Origin of the sequence: Pseudomonas alvandae, from assembly GCF_019141525.1 — a bacterium.
In the GTDB taxonomy this organism is placed as follows: Bacteria; Pseudomonadota; Gammaproteobacteria; order Pseudomonadales; family Pseudomonadaceae; genus Aquipseudomonas; species Aquipseudomonas alvandae.
The window spans coordinates 3216801-3242332 of sequence record NZ_CP077080.1 but is presented as its reverse complement, the minus strand read 5'-3'; the positions used below and the strand labels follow the sequence as shown (position 1 = coordinate 3242332).

The following is a 25532-nucleotide window of genomic DNA, read 5'->3' as shown; positions in this document are numbered from 1 at the left end:
TGTAGGGGGCCGCTTCGCGCCCCAGCGGGGATAAATCCCCTCGCCACAAATGGGTCCGGCTTAGTCGTTGTGGTGATTCATGAAGCCACCACCGCCGCCGGCGCCCGCAGCGCCGCGCGACCACGCTGGCGGAAGCTCAGCAGGTAGCACAGCAACCCGGCCAGGAACCCGACGCCGCTGACCAGTCGTGCCCAGAACAGCGGCTTCAAATGATCCATCGTCGCCATGAACGGCAAGGCACTGCCATCCGTCATCCAGCGTTGCAGCCACACCTGCACGACACCGGCTGCGGTGAGGAACAAGGTGATCATCACCATCGACAAGGTCATCAGCCAGAAGCCCCAGATCTCCAGCCGCTGGGAACGCTCGTCCGCCGCTTCACCCAAGCCGCGCAAGCGTGGCATGGCGTAGCTGATCAGCGTCATCACGATCATTGCATAGGCGCCGTAGAAGGCCAGGTGACCGTGGGCCGCGGTCAGTTGCGAACCGTGGGTGTAATAGTTGACCGGTGCCAGGGTATGGAGGAATCCCCAGACGCCAGCGCCGAAGAACGCGGTGACCGTGGTGCCCTTGGCCCACAACGTAGCGGCACGGTTCGGGTGATGCCGGCGACGGTTTTTCACCATGCTGAAGGCGAACACCACCATCGCCAGGAACGGCAGCGGTTCCATCGCCGAGAAGATCGAGCCGACCCACAACCAGACCTCGGGCGCGCCGATCCAGAAGAAGTGGTGGCCGGTGCCGATGATCCCTGTGATCAGCGCCATGGCGATGATCACGTACAGCCACTTCTCCACCACTTCCCGGTCCACGCCGGTGATCTTGATCAGGACGAAGGCGAGCATAGAGCCCATGATCAATTCCCACACGCCTTCCACCCAAAGATGCACCACCCACCACCAGTAATACTTGTCGCGGGCGAGGTTTTCCGGGTTGTAGAAGGAGAACAGGAAGAACACCGCCAGGCCGATCAGCCCGGTCATCATCACCATGCTGACGGTGGTCTTGCGACCCTTGAGCATGGTCATGCCGATGTTGTAGAGAAAGCCCAGGCACACCACGACGATGCCCATCTTGGTGATCGTCGGTTGTTCCAGGAACTCGCGGCCCATGGTCGGCAGCAGGTCGTTGCCGGTGAACTTCGCCAGCGTCGCATAAGGCACCGAGAGGTAGCCCAGGATCGTCGCCACACCCGCGGCGGCAAAGACCCAGAACAGCAACAGCGCCAGTTTCGGACTGTGCAGCTCGCGATCGGCCTCCTCCGGTATCAGGTAATACGCCGCGCCCATGAAGCCGAACAGCAGCCAGACGATCAGCAGGTTGGTGTGGACCATGCGGGCCACGTTGAAAGGAATCAGCGGGAACAGGAAATCGCCGACCACGTATTGCAAACCCATGATCAAACCGAACAGCACCTGCCCGAGGAACAGCATCAGGGCAAACACGAAATAAGGTTTGGCGACGGCCTGCGAGGCGAATTTCAGATGCGGATTAGCCATGCTCATCTCTCAGCCCTCCTTGTTTGGCGGCCAGCCATTGGTGTTGATCTTCGAGCTCCACTTGAGGAACTCGGCGATGTCGTCGACCTCCTGCTCGCTCAGGTTGAACTGCGGCATGGCCCGACGGCCGGGGACGTTCAGCGGTTGCATCTTCATCCACGCCTGTAGAAACGGCTTGAACGCCTCCTCGCCCCCGCGCCGATTCACCACGTTGCCCAGCTCCGGCGCGAAATACGCGCCCTCGCCCAGCAGCGTGTGGCAGCCGATGCAGTTGTTGCGCTCCCAGACGCCCTTGCCTCGTATCACCGACTCCGTCAACTGCGCCTGGTTGCTGCGCTCCGGAAAGGTCTGTTCCGTGTGGTAGGTCAGGGCCAGGAATATCAGGAAGAAGAAGATGCTTCCCCCGAAGTAAATATTCCTGGCCATGCCTTTGGTGAAGGTATCTGACATGGTCACTTCCTCATTGCTTGGCCTGCCCATTCTAGAAAGCGAGGGGTCCGGAACCGCTTGATGGCGATCAAGAATCTCCGATGGTTTTGGTGGGTTGTTGCGGGCGGGATTCGGCTTGGAGGGTTCCGGGCCTACAGCCTGGAGTGATGGATCCTTCGGAAATTTCCCAAAGTTGTAACAGCGGGACGGCGTTGGTGGAGTAAGGCGTTGGGATGGGGCAGGCTCGCTTCGGAAATGACTGCATCCGTTGGGCAAGGCGCCCATTCGCAGTGAAGGAAAACCATCAAGGAACGATCAATGAACGACACCCGGCACCGTACGGATACGCTTAATCCATTCAAAGTCATCATCGTCGGCAAACAGAAACAGCACTGGATCGAATTCCAACTGCTGGACGAACACGGTGAACCCTTGGCGAACATGCCCTTCCGTGCGCAGAACGAGGCCACGCGCACGGCCTATGTGCCCGAATACGCCGGCGTCAGCGATGCCGATGGGGTGATCCGTATTGACGGCTTGCACCCATTGGCCATCACCTTGCTGCTGGAGGCCAACTCACTGGCCGGGCAATTGCAAACCCGTCGTTTGCGCGCCGAACGGCCTGAGCCACACAGGCCTATAGTTGGCGACCGTACCCCGCTGTACAGTCCGCAGCGTTCGGGTTTTTCTCCAATCGAACGACAGGCCATTGAGGCCGGGCATGGCTACCACTATTTGCGTATCGGCCAGTTGTGTGATCGGCTCCCCGATCTGTCCCCGCCATTGACCGACGCCAGTCAACCGCCAGCCTTTCATTTTCCGGACCGGATGTTCAGTGGTTTTACGGTCGACGATGAACAACTGGATCGCCGCCATGTGCTGGAGGTTTGTCCGCTCCGGGCCTGGTCGCTGGTGCTGCATCACCAGCCCCATTACAGCCTTGCCAACGCCTACAACCTGGGGCTGATGAGCATCTTGTCGTACAGCACATGGCCGGAGCAGGACCGGGGTTCCGTCAAGGAATTTTTCGACCAGCAATGCGTGGATCTTTCACGTACGCCGAGGATATGGGACGGGGGTCAGAATTGGCCTTGTCTGGTCAGTGATGTGCCTTTTGATGACCGCTATACAACGGCCGAACCGTTGGACACCAGCAAAGCAGAACCACCGGAAGGAGACACGCAGCTTTTCTATGCCATCAGTGCAACCCAGGTGCTGGTGGCTTGGCGCGGCACAGAGATGGCCTACCCCTTTACCGACCTGGCGACAGACGTGACCTTTCGACCGGTCCAGCCAGAAGTTGCGGCCAACTGCGAACCCAAGGTGCCCTGTGCGGATTTGACTTCGGAAGGGAGCGTGCATCTGGGCTTTCGCGATGCCTATGAGGTCGCAAGAAGAGTTTATGCGAAGGATTTGGGCGAAGAGATTCCTGAAGCTATAGGTGGTAAACAGTTGTTCATCTGTGGGCACAGCCTTGGCGGCGCCCTCGGTCTGATTCATGCCGCCTCGATGAAAGCGCGCAACCCATTGCTATACACCTACGGCATGCCGCGCACCTTCACCCTCAAGGCCGTACAGGACCTAGACGAGTTGCAGCACTTCCGGCACGTCAACGACACCGACACCATCCCCAGCGCACCGCCCGAAGCGGCGCTGGATAATTACCTGTACGACTTGTACGGCCCGTTGGGCACCACCCTGGGTTTTACCTGGTCGTTGCTTCAGCTAACAGCCAGCACGGTGTTCAAGCATGGCGATCCTTTTTGTCACCACGGCGAAATCGCCATGTTCTTCAGGGCCGAACAACACCTGCAGGAACGTGGCTCGCAATACCCGGCCTATCGCAACAAGGACGGGCTCGGCGCGCCTTACTACACCACCATCGCTCGTCCCCTGCATCAAAAGGCCAAGTTCTACCTCGTACCCAGCCTGAGTCCTGAGGACGACCAACAGGCCAAGCAAGCGCAAGAAGGCCTGATCGGCACGCTGCGCCCAGGTGATCGGGCCCGATATTTCCCACCCCAGGGCAACCCCAAGAAGGGCCGACTGAGTGGCCTCGGCAACCATTTCATGTCTGAGTATCAACCCTACCTGCATAACCATCTGCTGGAGTCGATCAACCCCGAGCGGGAGCCCTTGATGAAGGAGCAGCTTGAGCGACAACGCTTTGAGCAGCAGATGCACGAGCATTACAGCCACATCCACGAACACGAGCGGGACCGTAATCGGGTCTTCCTGGGTTTGCAGGGTTTGCTGCCCCAGGCGTTGGGCTCCACACAGGAGGTCGAGGGCGGTATCGAGGCGTTACAGCGCTTCGATGCCGTGGCCAACCCGAATACCTACTTTACGAAAACCTGGGGCTGAGTCCGTCGACACGACCAAGGAGTGGATCATGATCAAGAAAATACCCCTCGCCATAATGACAACGGTCATGAGTCTCAGCGGCTGCGCCAAGGACTACAGCCTGGCGCCACCGGCGGACAGCGAAAAAGTGACGGTGACGGTAAAACTGCCCAAGGAGCTGACAAATGAAGTCATGCAGGTCGTTTACCGCTCCACCATCTGTACCTTCGCCGACCACACGGCAATGGGTAAGCCTTATCAACGTGACGAGTATCAGCGAACTGATATATGGCCTGTTCGCCAAGGACAGAGTGACCTCTATCGAGCCGAGCTGGCTATGGACGGTGGCGGCGCGTGCCAATGGCGCTTGAGCAATGTGACCTTCGGCGTCGCTTATGCCACGCCGACTCCCTTTGGCGAAAACGTAACTTATCGTGCCGGAGGGGGTGTTGTAGTGATTTTTGACCGCAACAACTCGCCACGCGGTGGGGCTGACTTCAACGTCGAAGGAGATTTGATTATTAAAAAAGACTACTACCCATGGATTGATGAAGAATTTTTAGGACCATATAAGAAAACTGTCAGCTTAGCTGGCGAAGGAAATATCTATCTAAGCTATCGAGCGGTACAAGCACAGGCAGTGCACTTTGAGCCCATCCTGCACTCCAGCTATGTAGTCTATTCAGCCGGACCCAACATTAAGAGGAAAGGTAATCACACCACCTTTACTTATCCTGATGGCAGTACAGTGGCTGATGGAAGGGCCAAGCCTGATTTCACAAAACTCCAAGCCATTCGCCTGGCTGCGGAGAACAAAAAATGAAATCCATTCTCCCGGTTATATTTATCACTTCGTTCGCGAATCTCAGCGGCTGCGCCAAGGACTACAGCCTGGCGCCACCGGCGGACAGCGAAAAAGTGACAGTGACGGTAAAACTGCCCAAGGAGCTGAAAACCGAAACCATGTGGGTGATGTATCGCTCGGCCACGTGTAAGCGCATCAGCTATGGCGCTAGCGGCCAACGTACCGAACGGGATGGCCATAACTCCGTTTATAAAGAATTCGAACGCCAGGGGCAGAGTGATATTTATCAAATCGAGCTACCCAAAGATGGGGGCGGTGCATGCCAATGGCATTTGGCCAATGTCACCTTCGGTGTCGTTTATGCCGACCCGACTCGTTTTGGCGAGAGCGTGGTTGTTGGTGGCGGCGGCGGCATTGTGGTCATCTTCGATCACAACAACTCTCCACGGGGAGGAGCAGACTTCAAGATCGATGGTGACTTAATGATCAAGAAGGATTACTACCCATGGTTAAAGGAAAACTTCCTAGACGGATATGTAAAGCGCATCAGTTTGGCAGGCGAAGCTAGTCTCTACCTCAAGTATCAAGCCCTACAGGCCCGGCAAGTATTTTTCGAACCCATACTGCATTCCAATTACCTGGTCACCTCCGAAGGAGCGAAAATACATAAAGTTGGAAGCTTCATTAAATTTACCTACCCCGACGGCACCGTGGTGGCCGATGGTTCACATAATCCGGACCTGCGCAAGCTCCAAGCCATTCGCCTGGCTGCGGAGAACAAATAAGAGGTCGGTCCCTACGTCCGTATTCCAGACCAACCACTCCCCTAATTGGCCACGTCCCCACATTCGTCCAGTGTCACATTCGTAGCGAGGGACCCGCTCCCTCGCCACGGGGGTTTACGCAGGGATTCAGACCCCAAACGAAACCCCCACCGCCAGCACCACCGCCCAGCTCAACATCAACCGCCGCCACAACCGCGGCGCATGGCGCAGTTCCATGAAGCCGTCGGCGATCAGCCAGGCCTTGGTCACGGCGACTGCCAGGATGGCGATTGCCACCAGCCCGTTGGCAGCGAACTGGGCCAAGGCAACGGTGCCGGTGCTGAGCATGGCCAGCATCGCCCAGCAGATGATCAATACACGGGACGTCGACATGGGCACCTCCATTCAATCGAGGATGTAGACCACCGGGAACAGCAGCACCCAGACCAGATCCACCATGTGCCAATACAGCACGCCGGATTCCAACCCGCTGTGTTGTCGTGCTCCGTAGCGCCGGCGGCGGCAGCCCTCGGCCAGCCATGCGAGGATGACCATGCCCAGCAGCACATGGAGGAAATGGAACGCGGTGAGGATCCAGTACAAGGTGAAGAAGGTGTTGTGCTCCATGCCGAGGCCATTCGCCAGCAGGTGGGCGTACTCGCCGAGCTTGATCCCTACGTAGCCACAGGCGAGCAGCAACGCGCCGCCCAACAACAGCGCGGCTCGACGCGGTCGGTCTTGCCGGGCTTGCTCCAGGGCCAGGGCAGCGAACAGCCCGGCGGTGAGCAGGCTGAGGGTCATCGCCAGGCCCGTGGAGCGGTCCAGCAACTGGCGGCCTTCGCTGAACATCTGCGGGCGCAGCGCCTGGGCGACGGTGAACGCGAGGATCAGCAGCGCGAACACCGTCAGCTCGGCGAGGATGAAGAACCACATCGCCAGGTCGCCGGGCAACCGCCGGGACATTCCAACGCTCTCAGCCGAAATGGACATCGACCACATCCATCAGCGCGGCCACGGTTTGTGGATCGTCGCTCAACGGTTCGGCCAGGCACGCCAGGCAAGCTTGGCGCGGGTCCATCCCGGCGCCGATCATGCGGGCCGCGAAGATCAGCAGACGGGTGGACGCGACCTCCTCCAGGTCGTGCTGATCGAGCCGGCGCAGCGCCTGCCCCAAGCGCACCACCTGGGCAGCCAAGGCCATGTCGACTCCAGCCTCGCGGGCAACAATGCGCTCTTCGTCGGGCACCGTCGGGTAGCCGAAGCGCATGGCCACGAAACGCTGGCGCGTGCTCGGCTTCATGCCCTTGAGCAGGTTCTGGTAGCCGGGGTTATACGACACCACCAGCATGAACGACGGCGGCGCCTGCAAAACCTCGCCGGTGCGCTCCAGGTACAGCTGCCGACGATCGTCCGCCAGCGGGTGCAGCACCACCGCCGTGTCCTGGCGCGCCTCGACCACTTCGTCCAGGTAACAGATGCCGCCCTCGCGCACCGCCCGGGTCAACGGTCCGTCCTGCCACCAGGTGCCCTGGGCGCCGATCAGGTGACGGCCGACCAGGTCGGCGGCGCTGAGGTCGTCGTGGCAGGCGACGGTGTACAGCGGCAATTTCAGGCGATGGGCCATGTGCTGGACAAAACGGGTCTTGCCGCAGCCCGTCGGCCCCTTGATCAGCACCGGCATGCCGTGGCGCCAGGCCTGTTCGAACAATGCCTGTTCGTTGTCCTGGGCTTGATAGAAGGGTTCGCCGGGGTGTTGCGCGGTATGGATTGCGTTCATGGAATGGCCTGATCAGACAACGGATTGCCACTCAAGCTACGAGGCCCTGCGACAACCTGGCAAGGCTTGCGGCCGGCAAACTTGATCGCCGTCAAGCGGTTAACCATTGCCCTCGGCATAGCCTTGCAGCGCACCAAGAATCTGCGCGCCGGACGACATTTACGGGGGCAGCGCGGGTCATGCCTGAGGAGAAATGGAATGCTGATCAGCCACAAAAAATCGTGGGCGATGAGGGTCACGGCGCTGTGTACAGTGCTGGCCTCCCCTTACGTCTTCGCCGACCAACCCCCTGCGCAGGCCACCTCGCAGGACAGCCCGCGCATGGTCAAGACCGACGGCGCGCCGGACCTGAGCCAAGCCGACTTCGACGCGGCCAAGGAAATCTACTTCCAACGCTGCGCCGGCTGCCACGGCGTGCTGCGCAAGGGCGCCACCGGCAAGCCCCTGACGCCCGACATCACCCAGGCACGTGGCCAGGCCTACCTGGAGGCGCTGATCACCTATGGCTCCGCCGCCGGCATGCCGAACTGGGGCACTTCCAACGCCCTGACCAAGGACCAGATCACGGTGATGGCCAAGTTCATCCAGCACACCCCGCCGACACCACCGGAATGGGGCATGGCCGAAACCCTCAAGACCTGGAAAGTCCTGGTCAAGCCCGAGGACCGACCCACCAAGCAACTCAACAACCTCAACCTGCAAAACCTGTTCTCGGTGACCCTGCGCGACGACGGCAAGATCGCCCTGATCGACGGGGACACCAAGAAGATCGTCAAGCTGATCGACACCGGTTACGCGGTGCACATCTCGCGCATTTCAGCCTCCGGGCGTTATCTACTGGTCATCGGCCGGGACGCCAAGATCGACATGATCGACCTGTGGCCGAAAGAGCCGACCAAGGTCGCGGAAATCAAGGTAGGCATCGAAGCCCGCTCGGTGGAAACCTCCAAGTTCAAGGGCTACGAAGACAAGTACACGATTGCCGGCTCGTACTGGCCGCCGCAGTTCACGATCATGGACGGCGAGACCCTGGAGCCCAAGCAGATTGTCTCGACCCGGGGCATGACCGTCGACACCCAGCAATACCACCCCGAACCTCGCGTCGCGGCGATCATCGCCTCCCACGAATGGCCGGAGTTCATCGTCAACGTCAAGGAAACCGGCAAGGTGATGCTGGTCAACTACCAGGACATCAAGAACCTCACCATCACCAGCATCGACGCCGCGCCGTTCCTGCACGACGGCGGTTGGGACAGCAGCCATCGCTACTTCATGACGGCCGCCAACAACTCCAACAAAGTCGCGGTGATCGACTCCAAGGAACGCAAGCTCACCGCCCTCGTGGACGTCGGCAAGACCCCGCACCCGGGACGCGGCGCCAACTTCAATCATCCGCTCTACGGACCGGTCTGGGCCACCAGCCACTTGGGCGACGCCGGGGTTTCGCTGATCGGCACCGACCCGGTCAAGCACCCGCAATACGCCTGGAAACAGGTGGGTTCGCTGCAGGGCCAGGGCGGCGGTTCGCTGTTCATCAAGACCCATCCACAGTCCCGTCACCTGTACGTCGACACCACCCTCAGCCCGGACGCCAAGCTCAGCCAATCGGTGGCGGTGTTCAACATCGACAAGCTCGACGCTGGCTACACCGTGCTGCCGATTGCCGAGTACGCCGGCATCAAGAAAGGTGCCTTGCGCGTGGTGCAACCGGAATACAACAAGGCTGGCGACGAAGTCTGGTTCTCGGTCTGGAGTGGCCAGGAAGACGAGTCGGCGCTGGTGGTGATCGACGACAAGACCCTCAAGGTCAAGGACGTGATCAAGGACAAGCGCCTGATCACCCCGACCGGGAAATTCAACGTCTACAACACCCAACACGACATCTATTGAGCCCCATCAATAAGAGGAAAAACCATGAAGCCTATTCTGATCGCACTGGCCTTGACCGCCGCCTACAGCCTGCCGGCCCTGGCCGATGATGGCCCGACACTGTTCAAGAGCAAGCCTTGCGCGGCTTGCCACTCCATCGACACCAAGGTGGTAGGCCCGGCGCTCAAGGACGTCGCGGCAAAAAACGCCGGCGTCGCCGGAGCCCAGGACGTATTGGCCAAACACATCAAGGAAGGCACCCAAGGCAACTGGGGACCGATGCCGATGCCGGCCAACCCGGTGACGGAAGAAGAGGCCAAGACGCTGGCGGCTTGGGTTCTGACCCTTAAATAACTTACAAGGCGCAAATCACTTGTGGCGAGGGGATTTATCCCCGCTGGGGTGCGAAGCAGCCCTGAAACCTGACAGCGCGGTGTGTCAGGCAGATAGGTTCTGCTTTTCTGGGGCTGCTTCGCACCCCAGCGGGGATAAATCCCCTCGCCACAGGGGACATGCAAAAATTCAATATCGGAGGACGTCATGGAACGACACAGCTTCACCCCCTCGATCACCGCCCTCCTCCTGCTTATACCCGCCTGCGCGCTGGCCGCTCCCGACCCGCCGCGCCAGGCCCAACTCCAACATCTCCTGGACCAGGACTGTGGCGCCTGCCACGGCCTGCGCATGACCGGCGGCCTCGGCCCGCCGCTGACCCGCGAAGCGCTGGCGGGAAAATCCCGCGACAGCCTCATCGCCACCGTCACCCTGGGCCGCCCCGGCAGCGCCATGCCCGGCTGGGCGCCACTGCTCGGCCCCGACGACATTCGCTGGCTAGTGGACCGGCTTATTCAAGGAAAACCCGCCCGATGATCCGTTCCCTTTTGTCCATTGCCACCGCTGCAATCCTGCTCGCCGGTTGCGCCCAGCCCACCCTGCGCGGCACTGGCGACTTGGGCGTAGTAGTTGAACGCGCCAACGGCAGCCTGCAAATCATCGAAAGCGACAGCCACACCCTGCTCGCCCGCGTCGACGGCCTCGGCGACCTGTCCCATGCCTCGGTGGTGTTCTCCCGGGACCAGCGCTACGCCTACGTGTTCGGTCGCGACGGTGGCCTGAGCAAAGTCGACCTGCTGACCGCCCGCATCGACCGCCGCATCCTCCAGGGCGGCAACAGCATCGGCGGCGCGATCAGCCAGGACGGCAAGCTGATCGCCGTGTCCAACTACGAACCGGGTGGCGTGAAGGTGTTCGATGCCCGGACCTTGGAACAGCTCGCCGACATCCCGGCCACGCCGCTGCCGGACGCCGGCAAACGCTCCCGGGTGGTGGGCCTGGTGGACGCGCCGGGTCAGCGTTTCGTGTTCAGCCTGTTCGACACCGGCGAGATCTGGACCGCTGATTTCAGTGACGGACCTAAGCCGCGCATCGAGCGTTTCACCGGCATCGGCCAGCAACCCTACGACGCGCTGATCACCCCGGACGGGCGTTACTACATGGCCGGGCTCTTCGGCGAAGACGGCATGGCGCAACTCGATCTCTGGCATCCGGAGCACGGGGTCAAGCGCGTGCTGGGGCATTACGGACGCGGCGAGGCCCGGTTGCCGGTGTACAAGATGCCGCACCTGGAAGGCTGGGCCGTGGCCGACCAACAGGCCTTCGTGCCCGCCGTCGGTCACCATCAGGTGTTGGTGATGAACGCCACGACCTGGCAACAGGTCGATGCCATCGCCGTCGCCGGGCAAGCGGTGTTCGTCACCGCGCGACCGGACGGACGCCAACTCTGGGTCAACTTCGCCTACCCGGACAACGACCGGGTCCAGGTCATCGACACCCAGACCCACGCCATCGTCGCCGACCTTCGGCCCGGGCCGGCGGTATTGCACATGGAATTCACCGCCCGCGGCGACCAGTTGTGGCTGTCAGTCCGGGATGGCGGTGAAGTGCAAGTCTGGGATCCCTATCGACTGGAACGGATCGGCACGCTGCCGTCGCTGAGCCCCAGCGGCATTTTCTTCAGCAGCCGTGCGCACAAGCCAGGGTATTGACCATGACACCCAGCCCTCTCGCTCGCCGCTTGATCGACCGCTTTCAACACGGCTTGCCGCTGTGCGCCGAACCCTTCAAGGCCATTGCCGAAACCCTGGGCTGTAGCGAGGCCCAGGTCATCGACTGCCTCCAGCACCTGCAACTGGCGGGGACATTGTCGCGCGTCGGACCGGTGTTCGAGCACAGCCGGGCTGGCGCCAGCACCCTCGCCGCCCTCGCCGTGCCGCCGGAGCGCCTGCACCAGGTGGCGGCGCGCGTCAGCCAGTACCCCGAAGTCAATCACAACTACGCACGGGAGCATCGCTACAACCTCTGGTTCGTACTGACCGGCCCCGACCGCGCCCACCTGGACATCATCCTCCAGGAACTGGAGCAGGACACCGGCCTTACGCCGCTGGACCTGCCCATGCTCACCGCCTACCGCATCGACCTGGGCTTTGCCCTGGAGACCGCCCCATGAACATCACCCTCAGCGAGGCACAATCCCTGGCGCTGCGCCGCCTGCTGGAAACCGGCCTGCCCCTGACCCCGCGCCCCTTCCAGGCCTTGGCCGAACAGATCGAGGCCCGTGAAGCGCAGGTGCTCGATCAGATGCGGTTATGGCACGAACAAGGCTTGTTCCGCCGCGTCGGCCTGGTGGTCAACCATCGGGCCTTGGGGTTCTCCGCCAACGCCATGCTGGTGCTGGACGTGCCCGACGCCTTGGTCGATGAAGTCGGGCGACGCCTTGGCCAAGCCCCGGGCATCAACCTTTGCTACCAACGGCCACGACGCCTGCCGCAGTGGCAATACAACCTGTTCTGCATGATCCACGGGCGCCAGCGCGACCGCGTCGAGGCCCAGGTCCAGGCGTTGCTCCAGGAACATATGCTGGATGACCTGCCGCACCAACTGTTGTTCAGCACGCACCTGTTCAAGCAATGCGGCGGACGTTTCGCCGCACCGGCCGGAGCCTCGATCGATGGATGACCTCGACCGCCGCCTGATCAATCGGCTGCAACTGGGCTTGCCCCTGGTGCGCCATCCCTGGAAGCACCTGGCCCGCGAACTGGACAGCAACAGCGCCGAGCTGCTCGACCGCCTGCATGAGCTGCTCAATGAAGGCGTGCTGACCCGTTTCGGCCCGATGTTCGACATCGATCGCCTCGGCGGCGCGTTCACCCTCGCCGCCCTGTCGGTGCCTGAAGCGCGTTTCGACAGCATCGCCGAGCTGCTCGCCGATATGCCCGAAGTGGCCCACAACTACCGCCGCGAGCACGCCTGGAACATGTGGTTCGTGCTCGCCTGCCCCAGCGAACAGGCGATCACCGACACCCTGCTGCGCATCGAGCGGCTGACCGACCTGGTGCCGCTGAACCTGCCCAAGGAGGAGACCTACCATGTCGGCTTGTATTTCCCGGTTTGATTCGCTGCGGCAACACCCACTGAGCCCGGAAGAAACCCCGCTGGCACTGCGCCTGGTCGAACTGACCCAGGCCGGCCTGCCCTTGCTGGAAGATCCCTGGAGCTGGCTCGCCGAGCAACTGGGCCTGAGCGTCGAGTCCACCCTCGACCTGCTCAAGCGCTTGCAGGCCGAAGGCGCGATCCGCCGCATCGCCGCCGTGCCCAACCACTATCGCCTCGGCTACCGCCACAACGGCATGACCGTCTGGGATGTCGCCGACGCCGACATGCCACGCCTCGGTGCGCTGTTGGGCGAACAGCCCTTCGTCAGCCATTGCTACCGCCGTCCGCGCCGCCCCGGCTGGCGCTACAACCTGTTCGCCATGGTCCACGGGCGCAGCCGCGAGGAAATCGACGGCTACCGCGAGCACCTGCGCTATCTGCTGGGAGATGCCTGCGCCGCCGACGACATGCTGGTGAGCAGCCGGATCCTGAAGAAAACCGGCCTGCGCCTGACGCCGGCCGCGCGTTGAGCCTGCACGCCAACCCCTGCATGCCAACCGAAGGAGCGTTTTATGTTGAGGATCAGCCATTACCTGCGCGCCCTGGCCGGGCAATGCCCCGCTCCACGCGTCGCGCCCCCCGGCAGTCGCCGCGCGCCGGTGGTGATCTGGAACCTGCTCAGGCGCTGCAACCTGACCTGCAAGCATTGCTACGCAACCTCCGCCGACAGCGTGTTTCGCGATGAGCTGGACACTGCCGAAGCCCTGCAAGTGATCGACGACCTGCACGACGCCGGGGTCCGGGTGCTGATCCTGTCCGGCGGCGAACCGTTGCTGCGCGAGGACCTGTTCCAGCTCAGCGCCTATGCCCGCGCCCAAGGGTTCTTCGTCGCCCTGTCCACCAACGGCACGCTGATCGACGCCACTAACATTGAACAGATCGCGGCGGCGAACTTCGATTACGTGGGCATCAGCATCGATGGGCTGGAAGCGACCCACGATGAATTCCGGCAACTCAAGGGCAGTTTCGCCAGTTCCATGGCGGCGATCCGGCTCTGTCGCGCGCGCGGGATTCGGGTGGGTTTACGCACGACGCTGACGCAGCAGAACCATTTGCAGTTGCCCACCCTGCTGGAACTGATGAACGAATACGATGTGCAGAAGTTCTACCTGTCCCATCTCAACTACAGCGGTCGCGGCAAGCGCAGCCGCAAGCTCGACGCCCACCAGCAGATGAGCCGCGAGGCGATGGAATTGATTTTCGAGCGCGCCTGGGCGGACGTCGAACAGGGGCGCGACAGTGACTTTGTCAGCGGCAACAACGACGCCGACGCGATCCTGCTGCTGCAATGGGCCGCCCGGCGCCTGCCCCAACACTCCGCCGCGCTGGAGCAAATGCTGCGGGCCTGGGGCGGCAATGCCTCGGGCGCCGGCATCGCCAACATCGACAACACCGGCGAGGTCCATCCCGACACGTATTGGTGGCAGCACTCGGTGGGCAATGTCCGCCAGACACCGTTCAAGACCCTCTGGCTGGAGCGCCCCGAGCCGCTTCTCCTAAAACTGCGCGAGCACCCGCGCGCCGTCGGCGGACGCTGCGGCCAATGCCGCTGGCTGGCGATCTGCAACGGCAACACCCGCACCCGCGCCTGGGCCGACGGCGACCTGTGGGGCCAAGACCCCGGTTGCCACCTGAGCGATGAAGAAATCGGCGTGCACGCGATTCCCAGCGTGGCGCTGAGCCCGATATAGCCCGATAGCCCGACGGCGAACCTGATGAAGAACCAAGGAAGTCCCATGCCTGCCCCCATCGTTTTGCCCGCTGCCCTGCAATCGTCCTTCCGGCCTGGGGAAGTCGCCCTGGTCGGCGCCGGTCCCGGTGATCCGGGCCTGTTGACCTTGCGAGCCTGGAGCCTGCTGATGCAAGCCGACGCGGTGGTCTACGACCGCTTGATCAGCCCGCAGTTGCTCAGCCTGATCCCACTGGCTTGCGCCCGCCATTACGTCGGCAAGGCCGCCGGTTGTCACAGCCTGCCCCAACCGCAGATCAACCAACTGCTGGCCGATCTGGCGGACCAGGGCCAGCGAGTTGTCCGGCTCAAGGGCGGCGACCCGTTCATCTTTGGCCGTGGCGCTGAAGAGCTGGAGTACCTGTTGTCTCGCGGCATCGACTGCCAGGTGGTGCCCGGCATCACTGCCGCGGCCGGCTGCTCGGCCTATGCCGGCATTCCACTGACCCATCGCGACCTGGTCAATTCCTGCCGGTTCATCACCGGTCATTTGCAGCGCGACGGTGAGCTGGACTTGCCGTGGCGCAGCCTGGCCGATGACAGCCAGACGCTGGTGTTCTACATGGGCTTGTCGAACCTGCGCACCATTGCCGAGCGATTGATAGCGGCCGGGCTCTCGGCAGACACCCCGGCGGCGTTGATCAGCAACGGCACGCGCCCTGACCAACAGGTGCTGCGCGGCACGCTGGGTGAATTGCCGCACATGGCCCAGGCCTGTGCCGACGGGCTGCCCACATTGACCGTGATCGGCAAGGTCGTCGGCCTGTTTGCCCAGCAGCCGGTGCAGCATCCGGCGCGTATTCATCCGACGCCACGGGCTCAACCCTTCGCCTCGAAGGTGGCGTCATGAAGGGCTGGTGGTTCACTCCAGTGCTGTGGATCAGCGTGGCCCACGGTGCGGACGTCAAAGGGCCGGACCTGGACCAGGCCGAGCGCAACTATCAGCAGCACTGCCAGCAATGCCACGGCGTCAATCGCATCGGCGCAGCCGGGCCGGCGCTGTTGCCGCAAAGCCTGAGCCGGATCAAGCCCGCCGAAATCCGCCAGGTCATCGAAAACGGCCGCCCCGCCAGTCAGATGGCAGCGTTTGGCACCGTGCTGGATGCCGCGCAGATCGATGGGCTGACCGACTATCTCCAGCGCCCACCCGCCGTCGAGCCGACCTGGAACGAAGACGACACTCGCCGCAGTCATCGCCTGCTGGCGGATCTCGCCACCCTGCCGGACAAACCCCGGCACAACGCCGACCCGCTGAACCTGTTCGTGGTGGTGGAGGCCGGCGATCACCATGTCGATATCGTCGACGGCGATCGCTTCGAGGTGCTGGCGCGTTTCGCTTCGCATTTCGCCCTGCACGGCGGCCCGAAATTCTCCCCGGACGGCCGTTTCGTCTACTTCGCGTCACGGGACGGCTGGATCAGCCTGTACGACCTGCACAACCTCAAGCTCATCGCCGAAGTCCGCGCCGGGCTCAATACCCGTAACCTGGCGGTGAGCAAGGACGGTCGCTGGGTGCTGGTGGGCAATACCTTGCCGGGCAATCTTGTGGTGCTGGATGCCCGTGACCTGTCGCTGGTCAAGACCGTTGCAACGGTCGGGCTGGACGGCCAGGCATCGCGGGTCAGCGCGGTCTATACGGCGCCGCCGCGGGACAGCTTCATCGTCGCGCTGAAGGACGTGAAGGAAGTCTGGGAGCTGTCCACCGGTCCGAACCCGGACTTTGTGCCGAGGCGCATCGAGGCCGAGGATTACCTGGATGACTTTTCCTTCTCGCCCGACTATCGGCAGCTACTCGCCACCTCGCGCAAGGCCCAGGGCGGGCAAGTGATCAACCTCGACACCGGACGGATCGTCACGGATATCGCGCTGCCGGGCATGCCGCACCTGGGCTCGGGGACCTATTGGAAACGCAATGGGCATTGGGTGTTCGCCACGCCCAATATCAGCAAGGGGCTGATTTCGGTGATCGACTTCAACACCTGGAAAGTCATCAAGCAGATCCCCACCCTCGGGCCGGGCTTCTTCCTGCGCAGCCATGTCAATTCCCGCTATGCCTGGACCGATGTGTTTTTCGGCCCCGACAACGATGCCATCCACCTGATCGACAAGCAGACTCTGGAAATCGCCCACACCCTGCGCCCGATGCCCGGGAAAACCGCCGCCCACGTCGAATTCACCCGCGACGGCCGCTACCTGCTGCTGAGCATCTGGGATACCGATGGTGCGTTGATTGTCTACGACAGCAACACCCTGAAGGAGATCAAACGCATGCCGATGAACAAACCGTCAGGCAAATACAACGTGGGCAACAAGATCGAGTTTGCCGAAGGGACCTCGCACTGACCTGGCATTGTGGGGGGCTGCTGCGCAGCCCAGCGGGAGCAAGCTCCCTCGCCACGGGATTGGTGTCGGCCTTGTGTTCCAAGCCAATCGAAGCATTTGTGGCGAGGGGATTTATCCCCGCTGGGTTGCGCAGCGACCCCAAAAAGGCCAAGCCCAATCAACCTGACCCACCTCGGTGACTGTTCCAGGGGCTGCTGCGCAGCCCAGCGGGGATAAATCCCCTCGCCACAAGGGCTGCGTTGATAACCCTTTCTTCCAGCCACCCAATCCCCGTGGCGAGGGAGCAAGCTCCCTCGCCACGGGATCGGTGTCAGCCTGTGTACTGCAAAGCGATTGGAATACCTGTGGCGATGGGATTTAGCGAAACGTCGCACCGCCCCGCTGGGTTGCGCAGCAACCCCAAAAGGCCGAAAGCGGTCAATGACTCATCGATGACATCGCCCCGGCCTGCCCCAGCAGCTTCTGGTCGATGTCCTCCAAACGCAGGACCTTGCCGCCGGTATCGTGGGCGAGTTTTTGTGCCGCCTCGGGGTCGGAGAAGGAGGCCAGGACCACGCCCATGGCGCCTTTGAGCCCGGAGCCGATCACGAAGTAGGCGGTGCGGGCGTCGATCAGGTGGGCGTCGTCCGGTGCGTCCCAGTGGCTGCGGCCCATGTCGTGGACATACAGCTTCACGTCGGCGCGGTGGTTTTCCGGTTGCAGCCACCAGCCAAGCATTTCCGCCGGAGAGCAGAACTTCTTCGTCCCGCCGGCACCGACCGCCGCGCCCTTGGGCCCGGGGAAATCGGTGATGACCATGCCACACACATGGCATTCATCCCCAGGATGAAAAGCCAGTCCCGCCTGGGCAGCCGGCGGCGATTGAGCCTTGTCGCAAGCCACCAGCGCCAGGCACACCAGAACCCCGGCCAGGACACGGCTCGCCTTGAGATAAATCCTGTTCATCACATCCTTCCTCATCAAGACCAGAAACTCATGGGCATCGGCGATTGAACAACCGATAGGCCAGCCACAACGGCACCCCCAACCACAACCCCAGGCACAGCCACAGCAGCGGCGCTGAAACCGGCAAATCGCTGCCCAGCGTCAACACGCCGGCCCCACTGGAAGCGGCGTCGAACCCCGACACATTGATCAGTCGATACACATCAGTCGGGTTCAACAGCAACAGCCAAGGCAACAGCTCCGGACTGAACCGGCCCTCGCTCAGCACCAGCAACGCCAGCAGCGCCAGGTCGAACACCAGCACGAAGAAAAACCACACGCCCAGCGCCAGCCCCGCCGCGGTGGATTTTTCCGCCGACAGGCAACTCAGCACATAGGCCAACCCGAGGAACACCCAACCGAGCAGCGTGCTGGACAGCATGAAGCGACCGAAGGCCCAGAGCAGCAGGCTCAGCTCGACGTCATCCACCAGCACGGCAATGGCCAGCATCGCGCAGCCAAAGCCAATCAGGGTCGCCAGGGCCAGGATCAGCCCATGGCCGACAAACTTGCCCAACAACAGCTGCCCGCGGCCCAGCGGATACGTCAGCAACAGCAACAACGTGCCGCTTTCGTCCTCGCCGACAATCGCGTCGTAGGCCAGCAGCAAGGCAATCAGCGGCATCAGGAACGTCGCCAGGCTGGCGAGGCTGGCCACCGTCGCCGGCACCGAGGTGAAGCCCAATTGGCCGGACGCCGCCGCACCGAGCCAGGCGATGCCGATCGCCAGCACCGCGAACAACAAGCTGATCGCCAACAGCCACCGGTTGCGCAGGCCGTCGCTGAGTTCCTTGCGGGCCATGTTCCAGATCGGGTTCATTGGCCGGCCTCCTCGGTCGCTGCGCGGGTCATGTAGTGGCGGTACAAATCTTCCAGCGAGGGAGGCTTGATCTCCACGTCCGTCGGGTCGTCCTGGGCCAGCAACTGGCGCAGCAACACCAACTTGCTGCCATCCGGCGCGGACACCTGCACGCCTTCGGCGCCCCAGCCCTGGGTGGCGTGCCCTTCGCTGCGCCAGTGCTGGCGCAACCAGTCGGCCCGAGACAGGCCCGACGCGCGGATCAGCGTCGGCAGCTCCGCGTCCTCGCGCAATTGCGCCAGGCTGCCCAGGGCCAGCAGCCGCCCTCGGGTGAGGATCGCGGCGCGGTTGATGTGTGCCTCCACACCCGGCAAGACGTGGGAGCAGAGAATGATGCTGGTGCCCTGCCAGCGCAGGCGATCAAGCAATTGATAGAGATCCTGGGTGGCGATGGGGTCCAGGCCCACGGTCGGTTCATCCAACAGCAGCAGGCGCGGTTGGCCGAGCAAGGCCTGGGCCAGGCCGAGGCGCTGGCGCATGCCTTTGGAATAGGTGCGCACCCGCCGTCGTGCCGCGCCCGCCAGCCCCACCTCCTCCAGCAAGCGCTCGACCTGCGTAGGCGCCGCGCCTTTAAGCCGGGCGAAATGCTGCAGGGTTTCCAACCCGCTCAACTGCGGATAGAACATGACGTTCTCCGGCAGGTAGCCGAGCATGCGCCGCACGTCCGGGTCGCTGGGCCCGCGGCCGAAGACCCGCACCTGCCCCGAGCTGGCCTGCAGCAAACCGAGAATCAGCTTCATGGTGGTGGTCTTGCCCGCGCCGTTGTGCCCGAACAGGCCGAGCACTTCGCCTTGGGCCAGGGTCAAGTCAAGCCCGTGCAGCACGGCGACGTCGCCATAACGCTGGCTGACGCCTTCGATTTCGACGACGTTCAAGACGCGTCCTCCTGGGCAACGTTGCGTGGAAAGGGTTGAATGGGCGCTTGCATCAGCGGATGGCTGTCCATCACGCCGGGGGATTTCATCACCGGGAAGGCCCGCTGCACCCAGCGCAGCAGTTCGACGCCCGGGCTGTTCATCAGCAAGCGCACCTGCGGATACAACCACAGCAGCCGATCAACGTTATCGTTGGGTTCATAGGCGACATCACCAACGCCGTCGCTGTTGCGGTCCCAGCCCAGGTAGTCGCTCCAGTAATTGCCGCGCCCGTCCGCCGACCATTCCTGCAACCGGGTGGCGACGTATTTGACCTGGCGCTGGTTATGGACGAAGGCATTGCCGGCGATGCGGTTGTCCTCCGAGCCGGCAGTGAGGTGGATGCCCACGGCGCTGCGCTCGAAATGATTGCCTTCGATGCGGTTGAACAGCGAGTTGTAGATAAACAGCGCCTTGCCTTCGGCGCCGGTGATCATGGTGTCGCCGGTGGACCCGTCGCGCACATCCGTGACGAAGTTGTCGCGCAAGGTCGAATAGGTGATGTAGTTCATCAGGATCCCGTAGTTCTGGTCCTGTTCGGAACGGTTGCCGATCACCGTCAACTGACGGCTTTGCATCAGCGCATAGCCCGTGCGAGTGCGGCGGGTGGTGTTGCCCAGCAGTTGGTTGTCGTTGGCGAACATGTAATGCACGCCGTAGCGCAAATCCTCCAGGGTGTTGCCCTGCAGCAGATTGCCGTTGGACGTGTCGATGTAGATGCCGTCGCGGGTGTCGCGGATCTGGTTGCCGATGACCCGCGCGCCATGCACCGCGTACAGGTGAATGCCATTGCCACGGTCCTGGGAGCGCAGGCCCGGGTCGCCCTGGATGCGGTTGTCGATGAGGCTGACGTCCCGCGTGCCATCGACCCAGATGCCGAAGCCCTGGCCCTGCATGCGGTTCGCCCGCACCACCGCGCCTTGCCCTGCAGGCTGGATGAACACGGCGGCGTTCATGGCCGTCAGGTCATGGCCCCAGTCCAGGAAGGTGCAGCCTTGGACCTGGACGTTCGGTGCCCGGATGACCAGGCCGTTGCCCTCGCCCTGCCCCTGGAAAACCGCGTCCGGCGCGCACGTGAGCGTCATGGGTTGATCAATGCTGAACGCGCCACGGTACTCACCGGCCGGCAGGCGCCATTGCTGGTCGCCCTCGGCCTGCAATGGCAAGTCCATGATCGACTGCGGCGCGCTGGACGCGCCGCCCGACAACAGACAGAACATCAGCGCAATGACCGTTCGATGAGCGTTTGCATGCGACATGTTCCCGGTCATTGCACCTGCCTCCTCGATGAATGACTCAGGCTTTTTCAACCAGCATGCGCCCGACCATTTCCATGTGCAGCGCATGACAGAACCAGCTGCAGTAGTACCAATGCAGGCCTGGCTTGTCGGCCATGAAGGTGATGGAAGAGGTTTGCTGCGGGCTGATCTCCATGCTCGCGCCGTGGTTGGTCATGACAAAACCGTGGGACACGTCCTCGATCTGGTCGATGTTGGTGATCGTCACCGTCACCTCGTTGCCCTGTTTGACGGTGAACTCCGTCAGACCGTAGGCCGGCGCCATGGAGGTCATGTAGACCCGCACCTTGTTGCCGTCGCGGATGACCTTGTTGTCAGTCTCCAGGTTGATGCCGTCCTTCTTCGCCCGGGCCACGGTTTCGGCGAAGAACGGGTCGTTGCGGTTCCAGATCTTCTGGGTCTTGATCTGGTCGCGCCGCGCGAGGATGCAGTCGTGGGGCTCGGCGAAGGCCGGGCCGTCGTGGACCAGTTTCATTTCGTCGCCGGAGATGTCGATCAGTTGGTCGTTCTCAGGGTGCAGCGGGCCGGTGGGCAGGAAGCGGTCCTTGGAGAACTTGCACAACACCACCAGCCACTTGCCGTCCGCATCGCTGGTTTCGGTCAGGGACGCATGGTTGTGCCCGGGCTGGTACTGCACGTCGAGTTTCTGCTTGATGTAATTGACCTTCTCGCCCTTGTAGGCGCGGATGGCCTCGTCCATGTTCCATTTCACCACCTGGCTGTCGATGAACAGCGTGGTATAGGCATTGCCGCGTCCGTCGAAGGTCGTGTGCAGCGGCCCCAGGCCAAGTTCCGGCTCGGCGACAATGACTTCGCGCGGGTCTTTGTAGCGGTCGTTGAACAAGTCATCCAGGCGGTCGATGGCAATCATCGAGACGGTCGGCGAGAGCTTGCCGTTGGCGATGAAGTATTTGCCGTCAGGCGAAGTGTTGAGACCGTGGGGGTTCTTCGGCACGGGGATGTAGCGGGTGAACTCGCTGTCCTTGCCATCGACTTTACGGCCGTCCACCACCGGCACTTTGGAACCGTCCAGGTTGATGAACTTGCCGGCCTTGATCGCCGCCTCGATGCGCGGGATGTTGAACACCACGACCCAGTCGCGCTCGTTGCGCATCATGCCGCCCAGGTCGTAGGCCTTCTCCGAGTTATAGCAGGTGCTGGCGGCGTATTTGCCGGTGTAGTCGGCGTCCGAGTTATCCAGGTTGCCGTCGACGATGACCTGGAAGGCCATCTCCATTTTCTCGGCATCGATGGCGTTGAACATCGTGAAGCTGTTCTTGTCCTGCAGGTCGAAGGTGTGACCGTCGTTAGGGTGCGGAATGACGAACTCGGCGTTGGCGAACACGTACTTGGTGTACGGCACCTTTTGCAGGCGCAGGCCGTGGATCGCTTGCACGTTGGGCACGGTGAGGATCTTGTCGCACTTCATGATGTCGAGGCGAATGCGCGCGACCCGCGAGTTGGCCTTGTCGTTGATGAACAGGTATTTGCCGTCGTACTTGCCGTCGGTCATGGAGATGTGCGGGTGATGGCAATCGCCGTTCTGGTACTTGGCGCTGTCACCGAGGATGTGCTTGCTCTCGTTGGTCAGGCCCCAGCCGGTCGCCGAATCGACGTTGAACACCGGGATGCGCATCAGCTCGCGCATCGATGGAACGCCGAGCACCCTCACCTCGCCTTGGTGGCCGCCGCTCCAGAAACCGTAGTACTCGTCGAGCTCGCCGGGGCCGACGTGGATCTTCGACTTGGCCTCCTTGGCTGCCGCTGCCCAGGATTCGCGGGTGAACGTTCCGGCCCCCAGTGCGGTGGCGCCCGCCAACACTGCGCCAGTGACCGCGCCAGTGCCGAGGAATGTCCGCCGGCTGACGCCCCTGGGCTCTTCCACTGCGTCAGGCGTCGGGATTTTTTTATCGCTCATGCTGTGTGTGCTCCGTGAAGAATGAAAGGGTCGAGGCCAGGTCTTGCGCGCCGTTCAAGGCGTCGGCTCCACCTGCACCACCGGGATTCGTTGCGGGTCGGCCGGGTTTGCCTTGCCACGTTTCTTGCGTTTGTTGATCAAGGGCGGGCATTTGTTTTCGTTGTGCCAGGTCATCTGGCAGTCGAGGCAGTAATGGCATTCGTTGGCGTTGATCCGGCCGTCGGGGTGGATCGCCTGGATCTCGCATTCCTTGGCGCACAGTTGGCACGGGTTACCGCACTCCTTGCGGCGCTTGAGCCAGTCGAACAGGCGCAAGCGGGTAGGCATCGCCAGCGCGGCGCCGAGTGGGCAGATGTAGCGGCAATAGACTTTGCGGGTAAACAGGTTGATCAGCAGCAGCCCCGCCGCGTAGGCGACGAACCACCACTGGCGATTGAACTTGAGGGTAATGGCGGTCTTGAACGGCTCCACTTCGGCCAGTCGCTCGGCGGTGGCCATCGACTCCAGCGAGACGCCGAACAGCACCAGCAAAATGATGTACTTGATTGCCCACAGGCGCTCATGAACGGCGAACGGCAGCTCGTATTGCGGCACCTTGAGCTTGCGCGCCAGCTCGTTGATCAGTTCCTGCAACGCGCCGAAGGGGCACAGCCAGCCGCAGAACACCCCGCGTCCCCAGAGCAGGATGCTGGCGGCGGTGAACACCCAGAGGATGAAGATCAGCGGATCGGTGAGGAACAGTTCCCAGCGGAAACCTTCGAACAGCGCGTGGACGAAGGTCAGTACGTTGACCACCGACAACTGCGCCAGCGCGACGCCGCCGAGGAACACCACGGTGAACACCAGGTAACCGCGACGCACCCAATGCAGCAGTTTGGGCCGCCGGGCCAGGGAGTCCTGGAAAAACAGGATCGCCGTCAGCACCAGCAACGCGGCGCCGAGCACGCTGATCTCGACGCTTTTCTGGTACCAGAGGGTCAGCCACATCGGTCGGCTGGCCTCTTCGGCCGCCGCCAGTTGCTCGGCCGTCGGCAATGGCCGCTCCAGATAAGGCTCGGGCAGTTGGTAGCCGAGTTCGAAACTGCTGAAGGTACCGCTGACCGGTCCGGTCTGGCGCCGCACCAGCAGGTCCAGGCTCCACGGCGCGCCGGGGTCGAAACGGTGGGCGGCGCGAATGATGAAGATCGCCATCTCGTCGAAATCCGGCATGTCGGCGGCAGCGACGTCATCCAGGCGTTGGAAATCCAGGTCGCGGAAACTGATGGTGTCGCCTGACTGGCGCAGTTGCACCCGGTCGAAAATCCCCCCGCGCACGTAGCCCGAGCCCTTGAACGAATAGCGGCCGCTGCCCATCACCGCGATCGCCTGCTCGCCTGGCTTGAGCTCGGCCATCAGCGTGCGGTACTGCGTCTCGCCCAGCAGATTGCGGCCGATGGTGGGTGGGTTGAGGTGGGTGACGTAGAGGTCGATGAAGGTGTCGTTCACCTGCTCGCCACTGGCGGTTTCGACGTGTTCGGCTTCGGTGCCTTTGAACGAGGCGTCGACCTGGCCACGGGTCAGGTGCAGGCGCCGCACCGCGCCGTTGCCCACCAGGGTGGTCCAATCGGCGGGCTGGTAGAAATCGTCCCGCACGCGGGCCGGCGCTACGGCCAATCCGGCATCGCCCTTGACCAGGCCCAGGGACACGGCGACGTCGTGGGCGGCGCGCATGATGACTTCGTTGACCACCATGGCCGTCACGGTGGCGCCGGCGATCGCATCGACCGTCACCGCATTCGGGTCGCTGGAATGTCCGACCACCACCCGCTGGTTGACCTTGATGCCGCTGTAGCGTGCGCTGAAGGCGTGGAGTTTTTCTTCGGCGATGCCGATCAGCAGGATCGGCTCGTGGTGTTCCAGCACGTAGGCGTCGAGGATCACACCGGCGGGATCGAGGATCACCTGGACGTTGATCGGCTTGCCTGAATAGGCCGGGATGTTCACCACATCCAGGCTTTGGAACACGTAGCCTACGACCTTGCCGGCGGCGGAGAGCTTGCGAACCTTGAAAGGGCCTTCGGGTTCGGAAGTCGAATCGACCTGGCTCAGGACGTGATGGATGCGTTGTTGCTCGATTTCACCGTAGTCCTTGGCCTGGGCAATGCCGGCAAGTATCAGCAGTAGAAGGAACAGCCCGGAAAGCCAGGAACGGGATGGGTGCAGCATCGCTAAGGGACGGGTCATGAGCGCCAGGGCTTGGAGACAGGATCTTGGCGACCATTCTGCGGCTCGCCCCTGCCCTCGGCCCTTGATTGAAATCAACTTGGCGTTGATAACCCGTTTTTCCAGCCACCCCAATCCCGTGGCGAGGGAGCAAGCTCCCTCGCCACGGGATTTGCGTCGGCCCTGTGTCCCAAACCGATCGAAACACCTGTGGCGAGGAAGCCGTTCAGCGCGAACGGTAGGATAGGCATCAGCGGCCTCTGCAGCGCTTCGCTATCGTCCGCGCTGGAGTAAATTCTTTTCGCAC

25 protein-coding genes are annotated in these 25532 nt (G+C 62.5%); 14 read left to right on the top strand and 11 right to left on the bottom strand.

Going from position 1 to position 25532, the window contains the following annotated elements:
* Positions 1-77: 77 nt before the first annotated feature.
* Both KSS97_RS14455 and KSS97_RS14450 read right to left on the bottom strand, forming a co-directional pair.
* Positions 78-1505, bottom strand: coding sequence for a cbb3-type cytochrome c oxidase subunit I (locus KSS97_RS14455; RefSeq protein WP_217859418.1), 1428 nt, complete (start codon positions 1503-1505; stop codon positions 78-80).
* Between the two features lie 3 nt (positions 1506-1508).
* Positions 1509-1949 carry a c-type cytochrome gene (locus KSS97_RS14450; protein WP_030137671.1) on the bottom strand — a complete coding sequence of 147 codons (441 nt, stop codon included), beginning with the start codon at positions 1947-1949 and terminating at the stop codon, positions 1509-1511.
* 297 nt (positions 1950-2246) lie between these two features.
* Here KSS97_RS14450 and KSS97_RS14445 point away from each other — a divergent pair, with 297 nt between their 5' ends.
* The 3 genes from KSS97_RS14445 to KSS97_RS14435 are packed head-to-tail and all read left to right on the top strand — an operon-like array spanning position 2247 to position 5861.
* Complete coding sequence (locus KSS97_RS14445) at positions 2247-4292, top strand: lipase family protein (RefSeq protein ID WP_217859416.1); 2046 nt, start codon at positions 2247-2249, stop codon at positions 4290-4292.
* A 28-nt stretch (positions 4293-4320) separates the two neighbouring features.
* Positions 4321-5094 (top strand): hypothetical protein, encoded by a 774-nt coding sequence (locus tag KSS97_RS14440; RefSeq protein ID WP_217859414.1) that lies wholly within the window; start codon positions 4321-4323, stop codon positions 5092-5094.
* Positions 5091-5861, top strand: a complete 771-nt coding sequence (locus tag KSS97_RS14435) for a hypothetical protein (protein WP_217859412.1) — start codon at positions 5091-5093, stop codon at positions 5859-5861. Before KSS97_RS14440 ends, KSS97_RS14435 begins: the two co-directional genes overlap by 4 nt.
* A gap of 126 nt (positions 5862-5987) precedes the next feature.
* Here the strand turns inward: KSS97_RS14435 and KSS97_RS14430 are convergent, their stop codons facing one another.
* From KSS97_RS14430 to KSS97_RS14420, 3 genes are read right to left on the bottom strand one after another with little or no spacing between them, the layout of a single operon-like run.
* Positions 5988-6233 carry a cytochrome C oxidase subunit IV family protein gene (locus KSS97_RS14430; protein ID WP_217859411.1) on the bottom strand — a complete coding sequence of 82 codons (246 nt, stop codon included), beginning with the start codon at positions 6231-6233 and terminating at the stop codon, positions 5988-5990.
* A 12-nt stretch (positions 6234-6245) separates the two neighbouring features.
* Positions 6246-6830: a cytochrome c oxidase subunit 3 family protein gene (locus KSS97_RS14425; RefSeq protein ID WP_217859409.1), complete on the bottom strand. Its 585-nt coding sequence runs from the start codon at positions 6828-6830 to the stop codon at positions 6246-6248.
* On the bottom strand, positions 6814-7617 hold the full coding sequence (locus KSS97_RS14420; protein ID WP_217859408.1) for a CbbQ/NirQ/NorQ/GpvN family protein: 804 nt from the start codon (positions 7615-7617) through the stop codon (positions 6814-6816). The genes KSS97_RS14425 and KSS97_RS14420 overlap by 17 nt, the downstream gene beginning before the upstream one ends.
* A gap of 198 nt (positions 7618-7815) precedes the next feature.
* Here KSS97_RS14420 and nirS point away from each other — a divergent pair, with 198 nt between their 5' ends.
* From nirS to KSS97_RS14365, 11 genes are all read left to right on the top strand, one after another.
* On the top strand, positions 7816-9507 hold the full coding sequence (nirS, locus tag KSS97_RS14415) for a nitrite reductase (protein WP_217859406.1): 1692 nt from the start codon (positions 7816-7818) through the stop codon (positions 9505-9507).
* Positions 9508-9531: 24 nt separating this feature from the next.
* Positions 9532-9840, top strand: coding sequence for a c-type cytochrome (locus KSS97_RS14410; protein WP_030137677.1), 309 nt, complete (start codon positions 9532-9534; stop codon positions 9838-9840).
* 186 nt (positions 9841-10026) lie between these two features.
* A complete protein-coding gene (locus tag KSS97_RS14405; RefSeq protein ID WP_217859404.1) occupies positions 10027-10356 on the top strand; it encodes a c-type cytochrome in 330 nt (109 codons plus the stop codon).
* Positions 10353-11531, top strand: a complete 1179-nt coding sequence (locus tag KSS97_RS14400) for a cytochrome D1 domain-containing protein (protein ID WP_217859402.1) — start codon at positions 10353-10355, stop codon at positions 11529-11531. The genes KSS97_RS14405 and KSS97_RS14400 overlap by 4 nt, the downstream gene beginning before the upstream one ends.
* A 2-nt stretch (positions 11532-11533) precedes the next feature.
* Positions 11534-11992 carry an Lrp/AsnC family transcriptional regulator gene (locus KSS97_RS14395; RefSeq protein ID WP_217859400.1) on the top strand — a complete coding sequence of 153 codons (459 nt, stop codon included), beginning with the start codon at positions 11534-11536 and terminating at the stop codon, positions 11990-11992.
* On the top strand, positions 11989-12501 hold the full coding sequence (gene ahbB, locus KSS97_RS14390; protein WP_217859398.1) for a siroheme decarboxylase subunit beta: 513 nt from the start codon (positions 11989-11991) through the stop codon (positions 12499-12501). The genes KSS97_RS14395 and ahbB (KSS97_RS14390) overlap by 4 nt, the downstream gene beginning before the upstream one ends.
* Entirely contained in the window at positions 12494-12937 is a 444-nt protein-coding gene (locus KSS97_RS14385) for an Lrp/AsnC family transcriptional regulator (RefSeq protein ID WP_217859397.1), read from the top strand. The genes ahbB (KSS97_RS14390) and KSS97_RS14385 overlap by 8 nt, the downstream gene beginning before the upstream one ends.
* The gene (gene ahbB / locus KSS97_RS14380) at positions 12912-13448 is read left to right on the top strand and encodes a siroheme decarboxylase subunit beta (RefSeq protein WP_217859395.1); all 537 of its coding nucleotides are present in this window, start codon (positions 12912-12914) and stop codon (positions 13446-13448) included. The genes KSS97_RS14385 and ahbB (KSS97_RS14380) overlap by 26 nt, the downstream gene beginning before the upstream one ends.
* A 42-nt stretch (positions 13449-13490) precedes the next feature.
* Positions 13491-14669, top strand: coding sequence for a heme d1 biosynthesis radical SAM protein NirJ (nirJ, locus tag KSS97_RS14375; protein ID WP_217859394.1), 1179 nt, complete (start codon positions 13491-13493; stop codon positions 14667-14669).
* A 45-nt stretch (positions 14670-14714) separates the two neighbouring features.
* Complete coding sequence (gene cobA, locus KSS97_RS14370; protein WP_217859393.1) at positions 14715-15557, top strand: uroporphyrinogen-III C-methyltransferase; 843 nt, start codon at positions 14715-14717, stop codon at positions 15555-15557.
* Entirely contained in the window at positions 15554-17050 is a 1497-nt protein-coding gene (locus tag KSS97_RS14365) for a nitrite reductase (protein ID WP_217859392.1), read from the top strand. The genes cobA and KSS97_RS14365 overlap by 4 nt, the downstream gene beginning before the upstream one ends.
* 417 nt (positions 17051-17467) lie before the next feature.
* Here KSS97_RS14365 and KSS97_RS14360 read toward each other — a convergent pair whose 3' ends face one another.
* Genes KSS97_RS14360 through nosR form a run of 6 tightly spaced genes read right to left on the bottom strand, consistent with a single transcriptional unit; the run spans position 17468 to position 25228 of the window.
* Positions 17468-17995 carry a nitrous oxide reductase accessory protein NosL gene (locus KSS97_RS14360; RefSeq protein WP_030138796.1) on the bottom strand — a complete coding sequence of 176 codons (528 nt, stop codon included), beginning with the start codon at positions 17993-17995 and terminating at the stop codon, positions 17468-17470.
* A 28-nt stretch (positions 17996-18023) separates the two neighbouring features.
* Positions 18024-18854: an ABC transporter permease gene (locus KSS97_RS14355; RefSeq protein ID WP_030138795.1), complete on the bottom strand. Its 831-nt coding sequence runs from the start codon at positions 18852-18854 to the stop codon at positions 18024-18026.
* A complete protein-coding gene (locus KSS97_RS14350; protein ID WP_217859391.1) occupies positions 18851-19768 on the bottom strand; it encodes an ABC transporter ATP-binding protein in 918 nt (305 codons plus the stop codon). The genes KSS97_RS14355 and KSS97_RS14350 overlap by 4 nt, the downstream gene beginning before the upstream one ends.
* Complete coding sequence (locus KSS97_RS14345) at positions 19765-21078, bottom strand: nitrous oxide reductase family maturation protein NosD (protein ID WP_217859390.1); 1314 nt, start codon at positions 21076-21078, stop codon at positions 19765-19767. The genes KSS97_RS14350 and KSS97_RS14345 overlap by 4 nt, the downstream gene beginning before the upstream one ends.
* A 25-nt stretch (positions 21079-21103) precedes the next feature.
* Entirely contained in the window at positions 21104-23023 is a 1920-nt protein-coding gene (gene nosZ, locus KSS97_RS14340; protein WP_030138792.1) for a TAT-dependent nitrous-oxide reductase, read from the bottom strand.
* Positions 23024-23077: 54 nt separating this feature from the next.
* Complete coding sequence (gene nosR / locus KSS97_RS14335) at positions 23078-25228, bottom strand: transcriptional regulator NosR (RefSeq protein WP_217861995.1); 2151 nt, start codon at positions 25226-25228, stop codon at positions 23078-23080.
* Positions 25229-25532: the final 304 nt, after the last annotated feature.

Excerpts from the sequence above, each read along its gene's own strand:
- KSS97_RS14455 (WP_217859418.1), bottom strand. The coding sequence starts at position 1,505 with ATGAGCATGGCTAATCCGCATCTGAAATTCGCCTCGCAGGCCGTCGCC.
- KSS97_RS14450 (WP_030137671.1), bottom strand. The coding sequence starts at position 1,949 with ATGTCAGATACCTTCACCAAAGGCATGGCCAGGAATATTTACTTCGGG.
- KSS97_RS14445 (WP_217859416.1), top strand. The coding sequence starts at position 2,247 with ATGAACGACACCCGGCACCGTACGGATACGCTTAATCCATTCAAAGTC.
- KSS97_RS14440 (WP_217859414.1), top strand. The coding sequence starts at position 4,321 with ATGATCAAGAAAATACCCCTCGCCATAATGACAACGGTCATGAGTCTC.
- KSS97_RS14435 (WP_217859412.1), top strand. The coding sequence starts at position 5,091 with ATGAAATCCATTCTCCCGGTTATATTTATCACTTCGTTCGCGAATCTC.
- KSS97_RS14430 (WP_217859411.1), bottom strand. The coding sequence starts at position 6,233 with ATGTCGACGTCCCGTGTATTGATCATCTGCTGGGCGATGCTGGCCATG.
- KSS97_RS14425 (WP_217859409.1), bottom strand. The coding sequence starts at position 6,830 with ATGTCCATTTCGGCTGAGAGCGTTGGAATGTCCCGGCGGTTGCCCGGC.
- KSS97_RS14420 (WP_217859408.1), bottom strand. The coding sequence starts at position 7,617 with ATGAACGCAATCCATACCGCGCAACACCCCGGCGAACCCTTCTATCAA.
- nirS (WP_217859406.1), top strand. The coding sequence starts at position 7,816 with ATGCTGATCAGCCACAAAAAATCGTGGGCGATGAGGGTCACGGCGCTG.
- KSS97_RS14410 (WP_030137677.1), top strand. The coding sequence starts at position 9,532 with ATGAAGCCTATTCTGATCGCACTGGCCTTGACCGCCGCCTACAGCCTG.
- KSS97_RS14405 (WP_217859404.1), top strand. The coding sequence starts at position 10,027 with ATGGAACGACACAGCTTCACCCCCTCGATCACCGCCCTCCTCCTGCTT.
- KSS97_RS14400 (WP_217859402.1), top strand. The coding sequence starts at position 10,353 with ATGATCCGTTCCCTTTTGTCCATTGCCACCGCTGCAATCCTGCTCGCC.
- KSS97_RS14395 (WP_217859400.1), top strand. The coding sequence starts at position 11,534 with ATGACACCCAGCCCTCTCGCTCGCCGCTTGATCGACCGCTTTCAACAC.
- ahbB (WP_217859398.1), top strand. The coding sequence starts at position 11,989 with ATGAACATCACCCTCAGCGAGGCACAATCCCTGGCGCTGCGCCGCCTG.
- KSS97_RS14385 (WP_217859397.1), top strand. The coding sequence starts at position 12,494 with ATGGATGACCTCGACCGCCGCCTGATCAATCGGCTGCAACTGGGCTTG.
- ahbB (WP_217859395.1), top strand. The coding sequence starts at position 12,912 with ATGTCGGCTTGTATTTCCCGGTTTGATTCGCTGCGGCAACACCCACTG.
- nirJ (WP_217859394.1), top strand. The coding sequence starts at position 13,491 with ATGTTGAGGATCAGCCATTACCTGCGCGCCCTGGCCGGGCAATGCCCC.
- cobA (WP_217859393.1), top strand. The coding sequence starts at position 14,715 with ATGCCTGCCCCCATCGTTTTGCCCGCTGCCCTGCAATCGTCCTTCCGG.
- KSS97_RS14365 (WP_217859392.1), top strand. The coding sequence starts at position 15,554 with ATGAAGGGCTGGTGGTTCACTCCAGTGCTGTGGATCAGCGTGGCCCAC.
- KSS97_RS14360 (WP_030138796.1), bottom strand. The coding sequence starts at position 17,995 with ATGAACAGGATTTATCTCAAGGCGAGCCGTGTCCTGGCCGGGGTTCTG.
- KSS97_RS14355 (WP_030138795.1), bottom strand. The coding sequence starts at position 18,854 with ATGAACCCGATCTGGAACATGGCCCGCAAGGAACTCAGCGACGGCCTG.
- KSS97_RS14345 (WP_217859390.1), bottom strand. The coding sequence starts at position 21,078 with ATGACCGGGAACATGTCGCATGCAAACGCTCATCGAACGGTCATTGCG.
- nosZ (WP_030138792.1), bottom strand. The coding sequence starts at position 23,023 with ATGAGCGATAAAAAAATCCCGACGCCTGACGCAGTGGAAGAGCCCAGG.
- nosR (WP_217861995.1), bottom strand. The coding sequence starts at position 25,228 with ATGCTGCACCCATCCCGTTCCTGGCTTTCCGGGCTGTTCCTTCTACTG.